The following is a 21,650-nucleotide window of genomic DNA, read 5'->3' on the forward strand; positions in this document are numbered from 1 at the left end:
CCACACATGACCCTCTCCCTCCAGCCAGGCCATGACGACGTAGGCGGTGAACTGTTCCAGGCCTCTGCCCAGCAGGCGCTGGCTTTGGCCAACCAGGGCGAGCACCCAGGGCACGCCTGGGTGGTGCTCAGCGCCGCACGCCTGCCCGATGCCGGCACGCTGTCCGCGCACCTGGCTACCCTGGGTGCGCGCCACGAAATACTGCGCACCCTTTACCGCCGCCTGCCGGGCATGGCCTGGCCGCTGCAGGCCGTGCAGACGCAAGTGCCTGGCGCCGTACATGCCGAGGCCGACCGCGACCTGGACCAGGCGCTGGCCTGGGCCAGGGCCCAGGTGGGCGCAGCCGGTGCCTGCAGCGTGGCGGTGAGCGCCCTGGCCGGTGCCCAGCCACGCCTGTTGCTGCTGGGCAGCGCGGCCAGCTTCGACCGCGCGAGCCTGCTGATGGTGGCGGGCGAGTTGGCCGCCTTGTGTGAGGGCCGGGTGCTCGCCGACAACGACGAGGCGTTGCAGTACGTCGATTTCGCCGCCTGGCAGCAGGAACTGCGCGAAGATGAGCTGGGCCGCCAGGGCGCGGCGTTCTGGCAGGCGCTGGTGCGCAGCCATCAGGTCAACCACCGCCTGGCCTTCGAAACCCCAGGCCACGCCAACGCTCGCCACCAGGCCAGCCGTGCCGATCGGGCGCTCGAGGCGCTGCTGTCGAGCGACGGCGGCGAGGCGCGGGTGCTGGCGCTGTGGGGCGCTTTCCTGGCCCGTATCAGCCAGCAAGAGCGTCTGCTGATCGGCCTGCACGTGGAGGGTCGTAACGAGGACCTGGCCGATGCCTGCGGCGTGTTCGCCCGGGCCCTGCCGGTGGCCTTCGACCAACGCCAGGGCGCCAGCCTCGATGGGTTGACCGACGAGATGACGACCCGCCTCGAACAGTCGCGCTCCTGGCTGGACTGCCTGAACGAGTTCGAGTTGGGGCTGTGCCGCTACGGCTTCGTCCATCGCCCGAGCGCCGCTGAACAAAGCGTTTTGGCGCTGGACGCCGAAGGGCCGGCCGAGCGCCTGCGCCTGGCGCTAGGCGAAGGCCAGGTGTGCCTGGATGCCGATGCCGGCGCCTTCAGCGTCGAAGCCTTGCAGACGCTGCTGGGGCAGTTCCTGCATTTTGCCGGGCAGGCCCTGGCCGCGCCGGCGCAGGACCTGGCAGCGGCCAGCCTGCTCGATGAGGCCGGCCGTCAGCAGGTGCTGCTGGGCTTCAATCCCCAAGCCGCGTCCCTGCGTCAAGCGCGGCAGCTGCAATCGTTGTTCGCCGAGCAGGCCGAGCGCCAACCTCAGGCCATCGCCTTGAGCGTGGGCGGTGAGCGGCTCACCTATGGCGAACTGGAGCGCCTGTCGAACCAGGTGGCCAATACCCTGCGCGCCCAAGGCACAGGCCCGGACCAGGTGGTGGCGGTCTATGGTCAGCGCAGCCGCGAGCTGGTGGTGGCGCTGCTGGGCATCCTCAAGGCCGGTGGCGCCTACCTGCCGCTGGACCCGAACTACCCGGCCGAGCGCCTTGCCTTCATGCTCGCCGATGCCGGTGCCGAGCAAGTGCTGGCCTGCCTGCCGCTGCCTGCGGCCTGGCAGCAGGACCCGCGTTTGACGGTCACCTCCCTGGCCGCCGATGCGCCCCTGTGGTCGGCCAGCGAGCAGGCCCCGGCGCCACTGGGCGATGCCGACAACCTGGCCTACGTGATCTACACCTCCGGCTCCACCGGCAAGCCCAAGGGGGTCATGGTCAGCCACGCCAACGCCGTGGCCTCGACCTTGGCCCGTGGGCACTTCTACCGCGAAGCGCTGGGCAATTTCCTGATGTTGTCGTCGTTCTCCTTCGACAGCTCCGTGGCCGGTGTCTTCTGGGCGTTGAGCCAGGGCGCGACACTGACCCTGCCGGACGAGCACAGCTACAAGGATCCGCAACAGCTGGCCGCGCTGATCGCCCGGGAGGGCGTGACCCATTACCTGACGCTGCCCTCGTTCCACGGGCAGATCCTCGAATACCTCGATGCACCCAGCCTGCGCTGCGTGATCGTTGCCGGCGAGGCCTGCACCCAGGAGCTTGCGCGGCGCCACGGCGAGCGCCTGGCAGGGGTTTCGCTGGTCAACGAGTACGGACCGAGCGAAGCCACCGTGTGGTCCACCGCCACCTATTTGGACCCGGCCGATGGCCATGGCATCGCCATCGGCAAGCCGGTCCAGGGGCTGCGGGTGCATGTGCTGGATGCCCAGTTCGAGCCGGTCGCGCCGGGTGTCGAGGGCGAGCTGCACGTGGCCGGCGATGGCCTGTGCCGTGGCTACCTGGCGCGGCCGTCATTGACCGCCGAGCGCTTTTTGCCGGACCCGTTCGCCCAGGAACCGGGGCAGCGCCTGTACCGCACAGGCGATGTGGCGCGCTACCGGGTCGACGGCACCCTGGACTGCCTCGGACGCCTGGACCACCAGGTCAAGCTGCGCGGTTTTCGCATCGAGCTGGGCGAAATCGAAAGCGCCCTGCGCGCCGGGCGCGGCGTGGACGATGCCCTGGTGATCGCCCATGACACCGCGGCGGGTAAACAATTGCTGGCCTTCGTCGTTTCTACTCAGGAAGGTCACGAGCAACTGGGCCTGGACCTGCACAGCCACCTCTCCCAGGTGCTGCCCGAGCACATGCTGCCGGCGCGCATCCGGGTGCTGGAACGCTTCCCGCAGACCCCCAATGGCAAGCTCGACCGCAATGCCTTGCTGGCCCTGGACAGCCGACGCAGCCAGTACATCGCCCCGCGCACGGACCTTGAGCGCACCCTGGCCGGTATCTGGGCCGAGGCCCTGCAGGTGGACAAGGTCGGTGTGCAGGACAGCTTCTTCGAGCTCGGCGGCCATTCACTGCTGGCCACCGCGATCCGTACCCGGATCCAGGAAGCCTTGGGCCTGACGATCCCGCTGCGGGTGTTCTTCGAGGGCGAGACCCTCGAGCGCCTGGCGCAGGAGATCGATGCATTGCGCGAGCAAGCCGGTAATCAGCAAAACACAGTGGACTCCCTGGAGGCGCTGTTCGACGAGGTTGAAGCTCTATGAATGCGGTACCGGACAGAATGCTGGCGCTGGCGCAACGGTTTGCAGGGATGTCGGCCGAAGCCCGGCAGGCGCTGCAAGGCAAGATGCGCGAGCAGGGCCTGACCCTGGAAGCCCTGCCGATCCCGCCGCGTGCGGCGGGTTTGCAGGTGGTGCCGGCGTCCTACGCCCAGCAGCGGCTGTGGTTCATCTGGCAACTGGAGCCGCAGGCCAGCGCTTACAACCTGACCGGTGCCTTCCGCCTGCGCGGCCCGCTGGACCGTGCGGCCCTGGAGCAGACCCTGGCCGCGCTGCTGGCGCGCCATGAAGTGCTGCGCACCACCTTCCGCCTGGAGGCGGGGGCTGTGCAGCAAGTGATCCACCCTGCGATGGCCTGCCCGCTGGAGCAGGTCGAGGCGCACGAGGCAGGCCTTCAGGCTGCTATCGCCAGCGCTGCCCGGGCACCGTTCGACCTGGCCCACGGCCCGCTGATGCGGGCCCGGTTGGTCCGGCTCGGCGCCCAGGACCATGTGCTGGTGCTCACGCTGCACCATATCGTCACCGATGGCGCCTCGTTGCCCATCCTGATCGAGGAATTCACCCGCCACTACGCGGCGTTCGCCAGCGGCCAGGCGCCGCAGGTAGGGGCCCTGCCGATCCAGTACGCCGACTTTGCCCTGTGGCAGCGGCTGTGGCTGGAGGCGGGCGAGGGCGAGCGGCAATTGCAGTATTGGCGCGAGCAGTTGGGCGATGAACACCCGCTTTTGAGCCTGCCGCTGGACCGCAAGCGCCCGAGCGTGCCCAGCCAGCAGGGCGATTGCGTCAGTGTCCAGGTGCCTGCCGCGACCCTGGAAGGCCTGCGCCAGTTGGCCCGCGAGCAGGGCTGTACGCTGTTCGTGGTGCTGCTGGCGTCGCTCCATGCGTTGCTGCACCGCTACAGCGGCGAGCACGACATCCGTGTCGGCGTGCCGGTGGCCAACCGCACACGCCAGGACGTGCAGACGCTGCTGGGCTTTTTCGTCAACACCCAGGTGCTGCGCAGCCAGCCGCAGCCCGAGCAACCCTTCCTGGACCTGCTGCAGGCCCTCAAGGCTGCGGCCGTGCAAGCTCAGAGCCATCAGGACGTGCCGTTCGAACAACTGGTGGACGCGCTGCAGCCAGAACGCAGCCTGAACCAGAGCCCGCTGTTCCAGGTGATGCTCAATCATCAGCAGGCCGCCGAGGGCAGTGCCCGCTGGTCGTTGCAGGGGTTGGAGGTCGAAGTGCTGGCGGTCGATGAACGCAGCACCAAGTTCGACCTGATGCTCGATACCGTCGAAGAGCCCGAGGGCCTGAGCGCGGCGTTCACCTATGCCACCGACCTGTTCGAGGCCTCCACCCTCGAGCGCATGGCGCGCCACTGGCTGAACTTGCTGCAAGCGATCGTGCGCAATCCGGCCATGGCCTTGGGCGAGCTGCCGATGCTCGATGCCGCTGAGCGCGCTGCCACCCTGGCCGAGTGGAACCCCAATCCGGCCCGGCATGAGGTGCGCGAGTGCCTGCACCAGCGCATCGAGCGCCAGGCGGCGTTGCACCCAGCGGCCACTGCGGTGGTGTGCGAGGGCGAGCGCCTGAGCTATGGCGAGCTCAACCGCCGGGCCAACCGCCTGGCCTGGCACCTGCGTGCCCAGGGCGTAGGCCCGGATGTGCGCGTGGGCATCGCCTTGCCGCGCTCGCTGGAGATGCTGGTGGGGCTGCTGGCGATCCTCAAGGCCGGCGGTGCCTATGTGCCGCTGGACCCTGAGTACCCCGAGGAGCGCCTGGCCTATCTGCTCGAAGACAGCGGCACACGCCTGCTGATCAGCCAGGCGCCGCTTGCCGCGCGCCTGCCGCAGGTCGAGGGCCTTCAGACGCTGTTGCTCGATCAGGCCGGTGACTGGCTGAGCGAGGCGCCCGAGCACGACCTGCCCAACCTGACCGACCCCGACAACCTGGCCTACGTCATCTACACCTCAGGCTCCACCGGCAAGCCCAAGGGCACCTTGTTGCCCCATGCCAATGTGTTGCGCCTGTTCCAGGCCACCCAGCAGTGGTTCGGCTTCGACGAGCACGATGTGTGGACGCTGTTCCATTCCTATGCGTTCGATTTTTCGGTGTGGGAGATCTTCGGCGCATTGCTGCATGGCGGCACGCTGGTGGTGGTGCCCTATGCCACCAGCCGTTCGCCCCAGGACTTCCACCGCCTGTTGCGCGAGGAGGGCGTGACGGTGCTCAACCAGACGCCGTCGGCCTTCCGCCCGCTGATCGAGGTGGCGTGCGCGACCCGCGACCAGGGGCCGCTGGCCCTGCGCACGGTGATCTTCGGCGGCGAGGCCCTGGAGGTGGCCGACCTGCGGCCTTGGTTCGAAGCCTTCGGCGATCGCCAGCCGCAACTGGTGAACATGTACGGCATCACCGAGACCACGGTGCACGTGAGTTACCGGCCACTGGGCTGGGCCGACCTTGAATCGAGTAACAGCAGCCCGCTGGGCGAGCCGATCGGCGATTTGTCGTGGTACGTGCTCGACAGCCGTTTGAATCCAGTGGCCAAGGGCTGCGTGGGCGAGCTGTACGTGGGCGGGGCGGGCCTGGCACGGGGCTACCATCAACGTGCGGATCTCACCGCCACGCGCTTTGTGGCCGACCCCTTCGCCGAGCGCCCTGGTGCGCGCCTGTACCGCACGGGCGATTTGGCCCGCTACAGCGCCGACGGCAGCCTCGAGTACATCGGCCGGATCGACCATCAGGTGAAGATCCGCGGTTTTCGCATCGAACTGGGCGAGATCCAGCGCTGCCTGCAACAGCATCCGCAGGTCGCCCAGGCCCTGGTGCTGGTGCACGAGGCCGGTGCCAGCAAGCAACTGGTCGGCTACCTGGTGGCCAAGGCTGGTGTCGAGGCCGGCAGCAGCACCTTCGGCCAGGGCCTGCGTGACTACCTGCGCGGCGAGCTGCCCGACTACATGGTGCCCACACACTTGATGGTGCTGGACGCCTGGCCGCTGACCAGCAACGGCAAGCTCGACCGCAAGGCGCTGCCCGCGCCGGGCCTGGCGCCGTCGCGAAGGGCCTGGCAAGCGCCGCAGGATGCGCTGCAGACTGACCTGGTCACGCTCTGGGAAGAGGTGCTCAAGCGTGCGCCAGTCAGCATCGATGACAACTTCTTCGAGCTCGGTGGCGACTCGATCATCGCCATCCAGCTGGTCAGCCGTGCCCGTCAGAGCGGCATCCGCTTCAGCCCCAAGGACCTGTTCCAATACCAGACCGTGCAGAGCTTGGCGCGGGTCGCGGTGCGCAGCGAGGTTGCGGCGCACAGCGATGCGCCGGTGGTTGGGGACGCGCCGCTGACGCCGATCCAGCAGTGGTTCTTCGAGCAGCCCGTGGCCCATCGCGCCCACTGGAACCAGTCGGTGTTGCTGGACCTGCGCCAGCCGGTCGATGCGCAGCACCTGCGTAGGGCGCTGGCCTGCGTGATGCGCCAGCACGACGCCCTGCGCCTGCGCTTTGCGCAGCAGGCCGGCCAGTGGCGTCAATGGCATGCCGAGGCGGGCGCCGAGCAGCCGGTGCTGCAACACGCCCACGCCTGTGACGAGCAGGCGTTGCTGGCGCTGTGCAACCAGGCTCAGGCTAGCCTGGATCTGGCCGAGGGACCGCTGCTGCGCGCCCTGCTGGTGGACATGGCAGAGGGCGGGCAGCGCTTGCTGTTGGTGGTCCATCACCTGGTGGTGGACGGGGTGTCCTGGCGGGTGCTGCTGGAGGACCTGCAGCAGGCCCTCCAGCAACTGGTCGCCGGCGAGCAGCCGCGCCTGCCGGGCAAGACCAGCGCCTACCAGCAGTGGGCCCGGCGCCTGGTACAGCATGCGCAGAGCCCGTCATTGTTGGCCGAGGCCGCGTACTGGCACGCCCAGTACCAAGACGTGACGCCAGGCCTGCCGAGCCAGGCTGTGTCCCACCCGGTGGCGCAGGAGATCTGCGCCGTGCAGACCTGCCTAGACCCGAACCTCACCCGCCAATTGCTGCAGCAGGCCCCGGCAGCCTACCGCACCCAGGTCAACGACCTGTTGCTGACCGCTCTGGCCCAGGTGATCTGTGCCTGGACCGGCCAGGCCTCGACCCTGGTACAGCTCGAAGGCCATGGCCGCGAAGACCTGTTCGAGGACATCGACCTGAGCCGCACGGTGGGGTGGTTCACCTCGATCTTCCCGGTCAAGCTGACCCCGGCGCAGGATGCCGGCGCCAGCATCAAGGCCGTCAAGGAGCAACTGCGTGCGGTGCCGAACAAAGGTATCGGTTTCGCCATCTTGCGCTATTTGGCCGACGTGGGACTGGGCGCGCTGCCGGCACCGGCCATCACCTTCAACTACATGGGCCAGTTCGATGCCAGCTTCGATGCGCAGGCGGCCTGGCAACCGGCACGTGAGCGCGGCGGTGACGAGCAGGCGCCGGGCAACACGGTGCTTGAAGGCCTGAGCATCAATGGGCAGGTGTATGGCGGCGAGCTGTGCCTGAGCTGGTCGTTCGACCCGCGCCGCTTCGCCCAGGCCCAGGTGCAGGCCCTGGCCGACGCCTATGGCCAGGCCTTGCGTGGGCTGGTCGAGCACTGCCTGGCCAGCGATGGCGGGCTGACACCGGCCGATGTACCGCTGGCGCAACTGCACCAGGCGCAGCTCGATGCCCTGAACCTTGTGGCGCGAGACGTCGAAGACCTTTACCCGCTGTCGCCGATGCAGCAGGGCATGCTGTTCCACAGTCTCTACGACGATGAGCCAGGCGCCTACGTTCACCAACTGCGCCTGGACGTCGAAGGCCTGGACGTCGAAGCCTTGCGGGCGGCCTGGCAGGGGGCGCTGGACGCCCATGACACCCTGCGTGCGCGCATTCTGTGGGGCGATGAGCTGCGCCAGCCGTTGCAGGCGATCGGGCGCCAGGTGCGCCTGCCGTTGGAACGGCTGGACTACCGCGGCCAGCCACGCAGTGCCTTGGAGGCCTTCGCCGAGGCCGACCGTCAGCGCGGTTTCGATCTGGCCCAGGCACCGCTGCTGCGGGTCAGCGTGCTGGACACCGACGAAGGCCGGCAGCACCTGATCGTCACGCACCACCACATCCTGCTCGATGGCTGGAGCACCTCGCAGTTGCTTGGCGAAGTGATGCAGCGTTATGCCGGCCAGACCCCGGCCAGCAGCGCCAGTCGCTACCGTGACTACATGGCTTGGCTCGCCGCCCAGGATGCCCAGGCCGCCCAGGACTTCTGGAACGCCCAGCTGGCGCCGCTCGAAGAGCCGACCTTGCTGGCCAACGCTGCTCAGGCCGAGCCTGGCGCAACGGGCTTCGGAGAATATTTCCAGGTGCTCGACCCGGCGGCCAGCGAGCGCCTGGGCGCGTTTGCCCGGCAGCACAAGGTCACCCTCAACAGCCTGGTGCAGGCGGCCTGGCTGCTGCTGTTGCAGCGCTACAGCGGGCAAGCCTGCGTGGCCTTCGGCGCCACCGTGGCTGGCCGTCCGGTAGACCTGCCGGGCATCGAGCAGCAGTTGGGCCTGTTCATCAACACCTTGCCGGTGATCGCCCGCCCTGAACCCGGGCAATCGGTGGCGCAGTGGGTACAGGCGATCCAGGCGCTGAACCTGGACCTGCGCGAGTACGAGCACAGTCCGCTGGCCGAGGTGCAGCGCCTGGCAGGGCTGGGCAATCTGTTCGACACCTTGCTGGTGTTCGAGAACTACCCGCTGGCCGAGGCGCTGCAGCAGGGACCGGACACGGGCTTGCGCATCCTCGACGTGCAAGGTCGCGAACAGACCCATTTCCCGCTGACGGTTTCGGCCGACTTCGGCGCGCGCCTGTCGCTGCGCTACAACTATGCCCGCAGCGCCTTTGGCGACGCCTTCATCGCCAGCCTGCACGAGCACCTGTGCAACCTGTTGCAGGCCATGGCCGCAGCGCCTGAGCAGGCCTTGGGCCGATTGACGCTGCTGGGGGATTCGGAGCGCGATTTGCAACTGCTGGCCTGGAACGACACCCAGGTGGCTTTCGCGCCGATGCAGCCGGTGCATCGGCTGTTCGAGTCGCAGGCCGAGCGTGCGGGGCAGGCGCCGGCACTGGTGTTTGGCGATCAGCAACTGGACTACGCCGAGCTCAACCGCCAGGCCAACCGCCTGGCGCACCGATTGCGCGCGCACGGGGTGGGCCCGGAGGTGCTGGTCGGCATCGCCGCCGAGCGCTCCCTGGAACTGGTGATTGGCCTGTTGGCCGTCCTCAAGGCCGGTGGCGCCTACGTGCCGATGGACCCGGACTACCCGACCGAGCGCCTGCAGTACATGCTCGAGGACAGCGGCGTGGGCTTGTTGCTCAGCCACAGCACCCTGCTAGCGCGCCTGCCGCTGGCCGATGGCGTGCAGGTGCTGTGCCTGGATCAACTGGACCTCACCCAAGGCCCGGACCACAACCTGGACCTGGCCCTGGACGGCGCTTCGCTGGCGTACATGATCTACACCTCAGGCTCCACTGGCCGGCCCAAGGGTGCGGGCAACCGTCACGACGCCTTGTACAACCGCCTGGCCTGGATGCAGGCGGCCTACCCGCTGGGCGCGGGGGACACGGTGTTGCAGAAGACGCCGTTCAGCTTCGACGTGTCGGTGTGGGAGTTCTTCTGGCCGCTGATGGTCGGCGCCCGCCTGGCCATCGCCGAGCCTGGGGCGCATCGTGACCCGGCGCAACTGGTGGCGCTGATCAACCGTCACCAGGTCGATACGCTGCATTTCGTGCCGTCGATGTTGCAGGCGTTCGTGCGCGACGAGGGCGCGGCCTCCTGCCACAGCCTGCGCCAGGTGATCTGCAGTGGCGAGGCGTTGCCCGCCGAATTGCAACGCCAGGTGCTGCGCGTGTTGCCCAAGGCCGGGCTGTACAACCTGTACGGCCCCACCGAGGCGGCCATCGACGTGACTCACTGGACCTGCCGCGACGACGGTGGGCACAGCGTGCCGATCGGCCGTCCCATCGCCAACCTGCGTACCTATATCCTCGATGACAGCCTGCAACCCCAGGCCGTCGGCCGGGTCGGTGAGCTGTATTTGGGCGGCGTGGGCCTGGCGCGCGGTTACCACCAGCGCCCTGGGCTGACCGCCGAGCGTTTCGTCGCCTCGCCATTCGAGGTCGGCCAGCGGCTGTACCGCACCGGTGACCTGGCCCGCTACCGCGCCGACGGGGTGATCGAATACATCGGTCGGACCGACCATCAGGTGAAGATCCGCGGCCTGCGCATCGAGCTGGGCGAAATCGAGGCCGCCCTGGTCGAGCAGCCCGGCGTCGCCGAAGCCGTGGTGCTGGCGCTGGAGGTGGGCAAGAGCACGCAATTGGTGGCGTATCTGGTACCCAGTGCCGGCGCGCTCGACCCGGCGGCGCTCAGGGCTGCCCTGGCCGCACGGCTGCCCGAGCACATGCAACCGGCTCAATTGATCGAGCTCGAACGCATGCCGGTGACGGCCAACGGCAAACTCGACCGGCGCCGTCTGCCGGCACCTGAGGCCCGCACGCGCCAGGGACGCGCACCGGCCACGCTTGAGGAAGCGAGCTTGCTGGCGGTTTGGCAGGCGCTGTTCGAGCGCGACGACATCAGCGTCGAAGATGACTTCTTCGAACTCGGTGGCGACTCGATCGTGTCGATCCAGGCCGTGGCCCTGGCGCGCAAGGCGGGGCTGTCGATCACGCCCAAGGATGTGTTCAGCCACCCGACCCTGGAGGCTTTGGCCCAGGTCGCCACCGCCCTGGCACCGGTGCTCGAGACGCCGGTGGCACGGGTGTCGGTGGGGCTTTCGCAGGCCCAACTGACGCGCCTTGGGCTCACTGCCGCGCAAGTGGAGGACGCCTACCCGCTGTCGCCCATGCAGCAGGGCATGCTGTTCCACGCGCTGCAGGACAGCGACGATGGCCTGTACGTCAACCAGATTGAAGTGGGCGTGGTGGGCGTTGATCCGCAGCGCATGCTCGCGGCGTGGGAGGCGGTAGCCCGCCGCCACGCGATCCTGCGCACCGCGTTCCTCTGGGAGGGCGAGCAGGAACCGCTGCAGGTGGTGCTGCGCGAAGTGCCGCCGCTGCTGACCGTGCTCGACTGGCGCAACCGCGCCGACGCCCGGCAGACCGTGCGCGTGCTGGCCGATGCCGAGCGCGAGCAGGGCTTTGCCCTGGGTAGCGCGCCGTTGCTGCGTGTGCTGTTGGTACGCATCGATGAGCAGCGGTACCGGCTGATCTGGACCTACCACCACATCCTCATGGATGGCTGGAGCGTCTCGCGGCTGATCGGTGACGTGCTGCGCCACTACAGTGGCCAGGCGCTGTCTCCGGTGGCCGAGTACCGTCATTACATCGGCTGGCTGCAGCGCCAGGATCCGCTCACCAGCGAAGCATTCTGGAAGACGGCGTTGGCAGCGCTGGAAGGGCCGACGCACCTTGCCCGTGCCGTACCGGTCAAGCAGCCGCAGGCGGGCTATCACGCGCTCTACACCCAGCTGGATGCAACGCAGACCACGCGCCTGCAGCAGTTCGTCCAAGGGCAAAGGGTGACCCTCAACACCTTGGTCCAGGCGGCCTGGCTGCTGCTGTTGCAGCGTTACAGCGGCCAGCGCACGGTGACCTTCGGCGCCACTGTGTCGGGGCGTCCGGAAACCCTGGAAGGCGCCGAGCAGATGCTTGGGCTGTTCATCAACACCTTGCCGGTGGTCAGCAGCGTGCCGACCACCCAGGCCGTGGGCGACTGGCTGCGTGAGCTGCAGGCCTACAACCTGCGCATCCGCGACCACCAGCACACGCCTCTGGGCGACATCCAGCGCTGGGCCGGGCAGGGCGGCCAGGCGCTGTTCGACAGCATCATCGTGTTCGAGAACCAGCCGGTCGACCGCACGCTGCGCGAGTGGGACGGCGATTCACTGCGCTTTGAGGAGGTATCGGACTTCGGCCTGACCAGCTTTGCCATGGACCTGATGGTCAGCGTGGAGGAGGGCGGTCTGTGCATCGAGTACATGCACCAGCGTTCGCACTTTGATCTTGCGACGGTCGAGCAGATACGCGCGCACATGGAAAGCCTGCTTTGCAGGCTGTGCGACGATGCCCTCCAGCCGGTCGGCTGTCTGGGCCTGGTCGAGGGCGCGCCACGCCAGTTGCAGGCGGCCGCGCCAACTGTGGTCAACACCCCGGTGCATGAGCTGATTGCCCGTCGCGCCCGGGAGCTGCCACAACACCCAGCGTTGGTGCTGGGCGAGCAAGTGCTCGACTACGCCACCCTCGAGCGCCGCGCCACGGCCTTGGCCGTGCGTCTGCAAGCGCTGGGTGTTGGGCCGGAAACCGTGGTGGGCGTGTTCATGGAGCGCTCGCTGGAGCTGGTGGTGTCGCTGCTGGCGGTGCTCAAGAGCGGCGGTGCCTATGTGCCGCTGGACCCGGAGTACCCAGCCGAGCGCCTGCGCTACATGATGGCCGACGCTGGCATGGCGGTGCTGCTGACCCAGCACCGCCTGCAGGATCGGGTGACCCTGGCGCCATCGGTGACCTGCCTTGCGGTCGATACGCTGGCACTCGATGAAACGGTCGATGCCTCGGGCTTGCCGGCGGTTCAGGACCTGGGCCTGGCCTACCTGATCTACACCTCGGGCTCTACCGGCAAGCCCAAGAGCGTCGCCGTGGCCCATGGGGCGATCAGCATGCATGTGCAGGCCATCGCCCAGCTCTACGAGATGGACCATGACAGCCGCGAGCTGCACTTCATGTCGTTCGCCTTCGATGGTGCCCATGAGCGTTGGATCACCACGCTGATCAGCGGCGGCACCCTGGTGATCCGTGACAACAACCTGTGGACCGCCGAGCAGACCTTGCAGGTACTCAAGGCGCAACGCATCAGCATCGCCTGCTTCCCGCCGGCGTATTTGCTGGAGCTGGCCGAGCAGGCCGAACGCCAAGGCGAGGCGCCGGCCGTGCGCATCTACTGCTTTGGCGGTGACGCAGTGCCGGACGCCAGCTTCGAGCGAGTCAAGCGCAGCCTGGCGCCACAGTACCTGGTCAACGGCTATGGCCCGACCGAGACCGTGGTCACGCCGCTGCTGTGGAAGACCCCGGCGAGCGGGCATTGCCAGGCAATGTATGCGCCGATCGGTCTGGCGGTGGGGGCGCGGACCCTGTACGTGCTCGATGGCGACCTCAATCCCTTGCCGCCGGGCCTGGTCGGTGAGCTGTTCATCGGAGGCGAGGGCGTTGCCCGCGGCTACCACCACCACCGCGGCCAGACTGCCGAGCGCTTCGTCGCCGACCCGTTCGGCGCGCCGGGAGCGCGGCTGTACCGCACGGGCGATTTGGTGCGCATGCGCGCCGATGGCGTAGTCGATTACGTGGGGCGCGTCGACCATCAGGTCAAGGTTCGGGGCTTCCGGATCGAGCTGGGCGAGATCGAGGCGCGGCTGCGCGAACAGGCCGGGGTCAAGGATGCCTTGGTGGTGGTGCGCGACACCCCGCAAGGCCGCCAGCTGATCGGTTATGTGGTCGCCGCTGCCGAACAGGGGTTGAGCCAGCGCCTGCTGGCGGCCCTGCGCGAGCGCCTGCCGGACTACATGGTGCCGGCCCAGGTGGTGGTGCTGGCGCAGTTCCCGCTCACGCCCAATGGCAAGCTCGACCGCAAGGCGCTGCCGGATCCTGACTTCGGTGCCCGCGAATTCGTTGCACCGCGCACGCCCCTGCAGGCGGCGCTGGCGCAGGTCTGGCAACAGGTGCTGGGTGTCGATCAGGTGGGCATCACCGACAACTTCTTCGAGCTGGGCGGCGATTCGCTGCGCACCTTGAAGGTGATTTCCCGGGTACGGGCGATGCCGGGGCTGGGCTTCGAACTCAAGCTGCGCGACATGATGGCCAACCCGACCATCGCCGGCCTGACCGCCGCCCAGGGCCAGGCGCCGGAGCCGTTGCTGCTGCTCAACCACCCGGTGACGGATGCAGCGCCGCTGTTCTGCCTGCACGCAGGATTCGGCACGGTATTCGACTACGAGCCCCTGGCCCGGCGCCTGGACGGGCAGCGCACGGTGTACGGCGTGCAGTGCCGGATGCTGCTGGACCGCCAGTGGCAGGACCTGTCGCTGGCGCAGATGGCCAGTGACTACGCCGCTGCCATTCGCGCACGCCAGCCCCAGGGGCCGTATCACCTGCTGGGCTGGTCGCTCGGCGGCAGCCTGGCACTGCTGGTGGCCCAGGTCCTGGAGGGGCAAGGGCAGAGCGTACGCTGGCTGGGCCTGGTGGACAGCTACGTGCCGCTGGACACCGGTGAGCAGGTCGAAGCGCTGTGCGAAGACCTGCAGGCCTTCCTCTGCGCCACCCTGGGGATGGACCCGGACGCGGTGCAACCAGTACTCGACGGGCACAGGGCGATCGAGGCCCAGGAGGTGGGTGGGTTGATTGCCGAGGTGATCCAGCGTCAGCCACAACAAGGCGCGGGTTATGCCTTGCTTGGGTCCGATGAGCTGGCGCATACCTTCATGGTCAGCCAGCGGCTCAAGCAACTGTCGCGCGAGCTGCCGGCGTTGCCGGTGGTCAAGGCCGAGCTGCGTTGCTGGTGGGCCAGTGCCAACCCGACCGGTGAGCGAGCGGCGCTCGAAGCGCAGCAACCGCGTATTGCCCACACCGAGGTGGTGCGCGCCAGCCACTACGACATCCTGCATAGCCCCGGCTGCCTTGATGGGGTGTTGGCGACCCTGGAGCCGGTGCGGCTGACTCAAGCCTGACCGGCCAGTCTGGCGGTTCGCAGTAAATAGCCACGCCCGGCTTACGTTAGTGAGTCGAGCGTGGTTTTTTTTGGAGACCGATCGATGCCGCTGCACCCTGATATTGAAGGATTTCTCGAACTGGTGGAGTTCGGTCGCCTGACCGGCAAGAGCCAGCCCATGCATGAACTGTCGCCGCAACAGGCACGCGAGCAGTTCGCCCAAGCTTCACGGCTGCTGGACAGCGCCCCGGCCGGCAATCTGGAAATCACCCAGCTGATGATCCCCAGCCGCGACGGCCAGCCCCTGGCGGCGCGGGCCTATCAGCGTGCCCAGGGTGCGGAGCGACTGCGTCCGGTATTGGTGTATTTCCATGGGGGTGGCTATGTGGTGGGGAGCCTGGATTCCCACGACACCCTCTGTCGTCGCCTGGCCTTGGCGGGGGACTTCGTGGTGCTGTCGGCGGACTACCGGCTGGCGCCGGAGCACAAGTTCCCCACCGCATTCAACGATGCCGAGGACGTGGCGCTGTGGCTGCTCAATGAAGGCGCCCGTCATGGCCTGGATGCCGGGCGGGTGGCGTTGGCAGGCGACAGCGTCGGCGGCAGCCTGGTGGCCGCGCTGGCGATCCGCGCCGCTTCGGCCCCGGAGCAACTGGCGTTGCGGCCGAAGGTCCAGGTGCTGCTGTACCCGGTGCTGGACGCGGCAGTGGAGCGACCCTCGCTGGAACGCTTCGCCGAGGGCTACCTGCTGGAGAAGCAGTCGCTGCGCTGGTTCTACCGGCAGTACGAACGCGACACCGCAGACCGGCTGGACTGGCGCTTCTCGCCGATCCATGCCCAGCTGCCAGCGCAACTGGCGCCGACGATCCTGTGGCTGGCCGAGTTCGATCCACTGCTCGATGAAGGCCTGGCTTATGCCGAACGGGTGCGCGGGGCTGGGCTTGAGATCGACTGCGAGGTCAAGGCAGGCATGACCCACGACTTTGCACGCATGGGCGAGGTGGTAGGCGAAGTGCCCCAGATGCTGACGACGCTGGCGCAGGAAATCCAGCGGCGGCTCTGAGCGCTTGGGGGCCGCTGCGTGGCCCATCAGGGGCGCAGCGGTTTTGCTTGCTTTTTCCAAGAAAAAAGTAAGCCGCCGTAAGGGCGCAAGGGTGAATCAGCGTCACCCAGCTCAATGGATAAGCCCACAAACCTCAGAACCGACACAGCCCCAACGAAAAAGCCGGAGCCCACACACGTGGCTCCGGCCTCCTGGTCCTGCCTGGCGCCGATCAGTAGCGGGCGCGCAAGGTCAAGGTCAGATTCCGCGGTTCGCCATAGAAGTTCGAGCCCCAGGCACTATCAACCCTGTCGTAGTACTTGCGATCGAACAGGTTGTTGGCGGTCAGGGTCGAGCTCAGGTGCTCGCTGAACTTGTAGCCCACCTGCGCGGTGGTCACCGCGTAGCCACCCTGAACGAAGTCGACATCACCGCGTCTGTAGGAGGTTTCGCTGACCACACGGGTACCGCCTGCCACGTGGAAGCCTTTGAGCGCGCCGTCGAGGAACTCGTATTTGGTCCACAGATTGAAGTTGTGCTTGGGCGTGATGGTGCTGAACTGGCTGCCTTTGCTCACGCCGTTGGTGGTGTCGTCCTCCAGCAGCTTGGTCATGGTAAAGGCATAGCCGGTGGCGATGCTCCAGTTGTCGGTCAGGTTGCCGGTCAGCTCGGTTTCCCAGCCTTGGCTGCGCACCTTGCCGCTGGCTTCGTAGCCATTGACGCCGTTCCACTGGGCACGGTTCTCGTCGAAGATCTGGAACATCGCCAGGGATGCGTTCAGGCGGCCATCGAGCAGTTCTTGCTTCAGGCCCACTTCATACTGCTTGCCCTTGTGCGGGCCGACCATCTGCTTGCCGGTGGCGTCGGTTTCGCTCTGGGGCTTGAACACGCTGGTGTAACTGGCGTAGGCCGAAAGCTCGGGGGTCAGCTTGTAGACGATGGCGCCATAGGGAATGGCCTTGGCGTTGGTCTCGGTGGACGGGTTGCCGAAGTTGTTGAAGAAGGTGTTGGCGTTCTTCGCGTCAGCTTCGAACCAGGTCACGCGGCTGCCCAGGATCACGTCCAGCTCGTCGGTGACACTGAGCTTGGTGCGGCCATAGATCCCGTACTGCTCACTCTTGGAGTAGTTGAAGTTGGTGTGCGGCATGTCCAGGTGCGGCAGGTCGTTGGCGCCGCCGATGCCGATCGGAAAGCCGTCCGCCCAGCCGTCGCCGTCAAGGTCCGCTGTGCCGTAGGTGAAGGCTTTGTCCAGGTGCTGGTATTCGCCACCGAGGGTGAACTCGTGGGTACGACCGGCGAAGGTGAATGGCGAGGTGACGAAGCTGTCCAGACCCATGGTCTTGATGCGGGTGTAGTAGGAGTACATCGACGCGATGGCGGTATTGGTCGCCGGGTCCACGCCGTCGGTGGTCCAGGTGAACTCGCGGGTGGGGGTGCGGGCATCGCGGTAGGTCAGCGAGGTCTTCCACTGGCCGCCATTGTCCAGGGCGTGGTCGAGTTCGGTGAAGGCTTCCCAGGTCTCTTCCTTGAGCGTGTTCCACTTGGCATCGATGTAGGTGTGACGGCCCACATCCAGCAGCTTGCCGTTGGCATAGGCCGGCAGGCCGAAAGCCGGGGTGGAGTCGTTCTTCTGGTAGGCGCCACCGAACGACAGGGTGGTGCTCGGGTCCAGGTCCATTTCCAGGCGACCATAGAACATCGGGCGCTCGTTCTCGACATAGTCGACGAACGATTTGTTGTTCTCGTAGGCGGTGACCGCACGACCGCGGATCGTACCTTCGGCATTCAGCGGGCCGGTGACGTCGACCATGGTGCGGTAGCGGTCCCAGGAACCTGCGGCCACCTCGCCGTTCAGGGCGAAGGTGTCCAGGGCGCGCTTGCGCACCACGTTGATGGTACCGGCCGGCTCGCCGGACCCTGCGTACAGGCCGCTCGGGCCGCGCAGCACTTCGACGCGGTCATACATGGCCAGGTCGAAGCTGGTGGCCATGTCGCCTTGGCCGGTGATCTGCGAGACGCCGTCGACCTGCACCTGGTCCACCAAAAAGCCGCGCATGTACACGTCGTTCAGGCTTGAGCCGGTGTTGTAGGTCTTGATGGTGGCGCCGGTGACCTGGCGCATCGCGTCCTGCAGGTTGTTCATGTTCTGGTCATCCATGCGCTGGCGGGTGACCACGGTCACCGACTGCGGGATGTCCTTCAGGCGCTCGGTGCCTTTGCCGATGGTGACCGCCTGGGCCGCGTAGGAGTGCGTGCCTTCGGAGGTGGCGCTCAGGGCCTGGCCGTCGATCTGGATGTTCCCCAACTCCAGAGCGTCGCCAGCCGAGGGCCCCTGCAAGGTGACCTGGGAGCCGTCGATGCTGTAGCGCACCCCGGTGCCTTGCAGCATCTGGCGCAGCGCTTGCTGCGGCTCAAGGCGACCGTTCACCGCGGTGGAGCGCTTGCCGCCGACGGTGTCAGGGCTGAACAGGATTTGCAGGTTGGTCTGCTGGCCGAGGGCTTGCAGTGCCGAGCCCAGCGGTTGCGACGGGATGTTCAACTGGATTTCCTGGGCCTGGACCAGCGCTGCGCAGGGCAGCATGAGGGCCAGGGCCAACGGTGACAGTGCGTGTTTGACAGACATCGTGCTTCCTTTGAAGGAACTTGTAATTTTTTGGGTGAATGAGAGTTGTTCGTATTCAAGGAGAAGACGCATAGCCTTCTGGAAACCGGAAAAAATTCTTGCAGGTAGGGGTAAAAAAGACGCGCCTGGGGTCAGGCGCGCTCGGTCAAGGGATGCAATTGGCCGCCACGTACTTCGATGAGCTGGTCGGCCAGGTCGAAGTAGCGATCGTCGTGGGAGATCACGATCACGGTCTTGCCCTGGCGTTTGAGGTCCGGCAACAGCTCGGTGTAGAAGACCTTGCGAAACGCCGGATCCTGATCGGCGGCCCACTCGTCGAACACCAGCACCGGCCGCTCGTCGAGCCAGGCGTGCAGCAGGGCCAGGCGTTTGCGCTGACCGGTGGAGAGGTCGGTGGTCGAGAACGCGCCGTCGCGGATGGTCACCTTGTGCGCCAGCTCCAGGCGCTCAAGGTAGGCCTGGGTGTGCTCGGGGAGCACGCCCTTGCGTTCGAGCAGTTCCTGGAAGAGGAAGAAGTCGGCGAACACGGTGGTGAACAGCTGGCGATAGTCGTCACGCTGGGCAGGGCCGACGGCCTGGCCGTTGAGCAGTACCTGGCCGCTGTCGGGTTCGTACAGGCCCAGCAACAGCTTGATCAGGGTGGTCTTGCCGCTGCCATTCTGGCCGACGATGAACAGCAGTTCACCTGGCGTGACCGTCAGATCGAATGGCCCCATGCGAAACGGTGGCAAGCCGTCGACGCTGGGGAAGGCATAGGTCAGTCCACGCAGCTCCAGGCTTTTGAGCACAGGGCGTGCGCCGGTCTCTTTGGCGGGTAGCAGGAACGGCTCGGGCGTGGAGAACGCGGCGTTCATGTCGGCGATGCGCTTGAGGGCGACGGCGTTGCGGCTGATCAGCGGCAGCAGGCTGAGCACCGATTCCATCGGGCCTTTCATGAACAGCAAGGTCATGATGAAGCCGCTGAGCACGCTGTTTTCGACCGGCACCCCCCAGGTCTGCTGGGCCAGGCACAAGCCAATGACCATGAAGAACAGCAGCGAGCCGAAGGTGCTGGCACTCAGGAAGATGTTCACCGAGCGGATTTGCAGTGCGGCGATGCGCTGCACGGTGGGAATCACCTGCTCGCGGTACAGCGTGTGCCGGCGCTGGCGATGCATGCGCAGTTCCTTGGCGCCCTCGGCCATGCTGCGGTAGTACTTCTGCAACTGGTCTTCTTCTTCGCGGGCGGCTTCGAAGCCGCCCATGCCATGGCTGCGCGCCACGTACTGGGCGATACAGCCAAGCACCACGGCGCTGGCGGTGATCAGGAACAGTGTCCCATCGAGCATGGCCAGGTAGCCCAGGCAACCCAAGGTCACGGTCAGCGAGACGATCAGCTGCGGCAGGCCGAAGGTGAAGTCGCTCACGGTGTCGATGTCGTGGGTCAGCACCGGGATCAGGCGATGGCTGCGGTAGCGTTCCAACTGCTCGATCGGGGCGCAGAGTACCTTGCCGCCCAACGAGATGCGCAGGCGCGCAATCACCTGCTGGCCAACGTAATTGGTGCCGATGTTCGCGGCGATGGCGCAGCCCAGGGCCAGCGCGCACAGCCCGGCAAAGCCGAGCATGACCGCGCTGGCGATAGCCTGCTCGCTGTGCATCAGGGCGTTGATCCGCGCCAGCAGTGCGGTCACGCTCAGGCCGCCGACGATCCCCAGCACGATGGAGACGGCCAGGGTGGGCAGCAGCGGGCGCAGGATCGACAGCAGTTCGCGGGATGTAGCCTTTGTCGAGCTCATGAAGCGTCCTCAGGAAACGGCCGCGCGTTACGCGCGGCTCAGGGCGACGGCTTCACGCAGCGCGGCACGCTGGCCGGCCAGGGTCTGGTACAGCGACTGGCCGATTTCGCTGGCGCGCATCGGCAGCACCGAGAGCAAGGTGTCGGACAGGCCGTGCGAGCTTTCGCAGAACCCTTGCAGGTACACCGCCGCCTGCAGGTCGTCGCTGGCTAGGGCCCGGTAGTCGCGATCGACCACGAAGTCCTTCAGGTGCTGCTGCAGGGGCGCCAGAAGCTCGCGGTGCGAGCGGCGTTCGTAGCCGGTGGCGAGGATCACCGCGTCGTAGCGATGGGTCTGCTGCTGGTGTGTGGCCAGGTCCTGCAGGGTCAGCTCGATGCCCTCGGCAGTGGCGGTGGCCGCTTCGACCTGACGGCGGCAGAGCACGGCGTGACGGAACTGGTGGGCGACTTTCTGGCGATAGAGGATGCCGTAGATGCGCTCGAGCAGGTCGATGTCCACCACCGAGTAGTTGGTGTTGTGGTACTCATCGATCAGTTTCTTGCGCTCAGGCTGGCTCTGGTTGAACACCAGGTCGGTGTACTGCGGCGCGAAGATTTCGTTGACGAAGGGGCTGTCGTCGGCGGGTTTGAGCGCCGAGGCGCGTACGATCATGTCGACCTTCACCGATGGGTAGCTGTCGTTCAGGTCGATGAACGCCTCGGCCGCGCTCTGGCCAGAGCCGATGATGGCGATGCGCATCGGCTTGCCGTCGCTGCAGGGCAGGGCCGCCAGGCTCTTGAGGTAGGTGGAGTGGTGGAAGACCCGCGGATCATGCTTGAACGCGGCGAAGGTCGCCGGCACTTTCGGCGTGCCGCCGGTGCCGACCACCACCGAGCGGGCCAGGCGGCGGCGCTCCTGGCCGTCCGCCTCGCGGGAGATCACTTGCAGGTGCTGGATGCGCCCGGCTTCCAGTACCGGCTCGATGCGCACCACTTCCTCACCATAGGCCGCCTGGGTGGCGAAGTGTTCGGCAGCCCAGCGCAGGTAGTCGTTGTACTCCAGGCGGCAGGGGTAGAAGGTGCCCAGGTTGACGAAGTCCACCAAGCGCTGCTTCTGGTGCAGGTAGTTGACGAAGCTGTAGGGGCTGGTGGGGTTGCGCAGGGACACCAAGTCCTTGAGGAAGGAGATCTGCAGTTCGCTCTGGGTGGCCAGGGTGTCGCCGTGCCAGCGGTAGTTGCGCTGCTTGTCGATGAACAGGGCATCGAGGGCGTAGCCGTGGGTGTCGGCGAGTTCTTCCAGGGCGATGGCCAAGGCCAGGTTGGAAGGGCCGAAGCCTACGCCAATCAGGTCGTGAAGGGGCTCGGAGGTTGGGTGCTGGCTCATGGTGACGATTCCTCGGGGTCTGTCGGAGGTGGGTGCCTTGAAAGCACCCGGGTC

Annotated in this window: 6 protein-coding genes; 3 read left to right on the forward strand and 3 right to left on the reverse strand. The window is 66.9% G+C overall.

The window, feature by feature from the left end:
- Positions 1–6 precede the first annotated feature (6 nt).
- The 3 genes from HMPREF3173_RS01935 to HMPREF3173_RS01945 all read left to right on the forward strand — a co-directional run bounded on the left by HMPREF3173_RS01935 (position 7) and on the right by HMPREF3173_RS01945 (position 15,854).
- Positions 7–3,075, forward strand: coding sequence for a non-ribosomal peptide synthetase (locus HMPREF3173_RS01935; protein ID WP_070571321.1), 3,069 nt, complete (start codon positions 7–9; stop codon positions 3,073–3,075).
- Positions 3,072–14,810, forward strand: coding sequence for an amino acid adenylation domain-containing protein (locus tag HMPREF3173_RS01940; protein ID WP_070571322.1), 11,739 nt, complete (start codon positions 3,072–3,074; stop codon positions 14,808–14,810). Before HMPREF3173_RS01935 ends, HMPREF3173_RS01940 begins: the two co-directional genes overlap by 4 nt.
- Before the next feature lie 84 nt (positions 14,811–14,894).
- Entirely contained in the window at positions 14,895–15,854 is a 960-nt protein-coding gene (locus tag HMPREF3173_RS01945) for an alpha/beta hydrolase (protein WP_070571323.1), read from the forward strand.
- A 211-nt stretch (positions 15,855–16,065) separates the two neighbouring features.
- On the opposite strand, the gene HMPREF3173_RS01950 is transcribed toward HMPREF3173_RS01945, so the two are convergent.
- The 3 genes from HMPREF3173_RS01950 to HMPREF3173_RS01960 all read right to left on the reverse strand — a co-directional run bounded on the left by HMPREF3173_RS01950 (position 16,066) and on the right by HMPREF3173_RS01960 (position 21,596).
- Positions 16,066–18,456, reverse strand: a complete 2,391-nt coding sequence (locus tag HMPREF3173_RS01950; RefSeq protein ID WP_070571324.1) for a TonB-dependent siderophore receptor — start codon at positions 18,454–18,456, stop codon at positions 16,066–16,068.
- A 131-nt stretch (positions 18,457–18,587) separates the two neighbouring features.
- On the reverse strand, positions 18,588–20,234 hold the full coding sequence (locus HMPREF3173_RS01955) for a cyclic peptide export ABC transporter (RefSeq protein ID WP_070571325.1): 1,647 nt from the start codon (positions 20,232–20,234) through the stop codon (positions 18,588–18,590).
- Between the two features lie 27 nt (positions 20,235–20,261).
- Positions 20,262–21,596 carry a lysine N(6)-hydroxylase/L-ornithine N(5)-oxygenase family protein gene (locus HMPREF3173_RS01960; RefSeq protein WP_070571326.1) on the reverse strand — a complete coding sequence of 445 codons (1,335 nt, stop codon included), beginning with the start codon at positions 21,594–21,596 and terminating at the stop codon, positions 20,262–20,264.
- Positions 21,597–21,650 lie beyond the last annotated feature (54 nt).

It is taken from the genome of Pseudomonas sp. HMSC08G10 (genome assembly GCF_001808425.1).
Lineage (GTDB): Bacteria > Pseudomonadota > Gammaproteobacteria > Pseudomonadales > Pseudomonadaceae > Aquipseudomonas > Aquipseudomonas guariconensis.

Bases quoted from the DNA above. Each gene is read 5' to 3' on its own strand.
- HMPREF3173_RS01935 (WP_070571321.1), top strand. From the start codon at position 7: ATGACCCTCTCCCTCCAGCCAGGCCATGACGACGTAGGCGGTGAACTG.
- HMPREF3173_RS01955 (WP_070571325.1), bottom strand. From the start codon at position 20,234: ATGAGCTCGACAAAGGCTACATCCCGCGAACTGCTGTCGATCCTGCGC.
- HMPREF3173_RS01945 (WP_070571323.1), top strand. From the start codon at position 14,895: ATGCCGCTGCACCCTGATATTGAAGGATTTCTCGAACTGGTGGAGTTC.
- HMPREF3173_RS01940 (WP_070571322.1), top strand. From the start codon at position 3,072: ATGAATGCGGTACCGGACAGAATGCTGGCGCTGGCGCAACGGTTTGCA.
- HMPREF3173_RS01960 (WP_070571326.1), bottom strand. From the start codon at position 21,596: ATGAGCCAGCACCCAACCTCCGAGCCCCTTCACGACCTGATTGGCGTA.
- HMPREF3173_RS01950 (WP_070571324.1), bottom strand. From the start codon at position 18,456: ATGTCTGTCAAACACGCACTGTCACCGTTGGCCCTGGCCCTCATGCTG.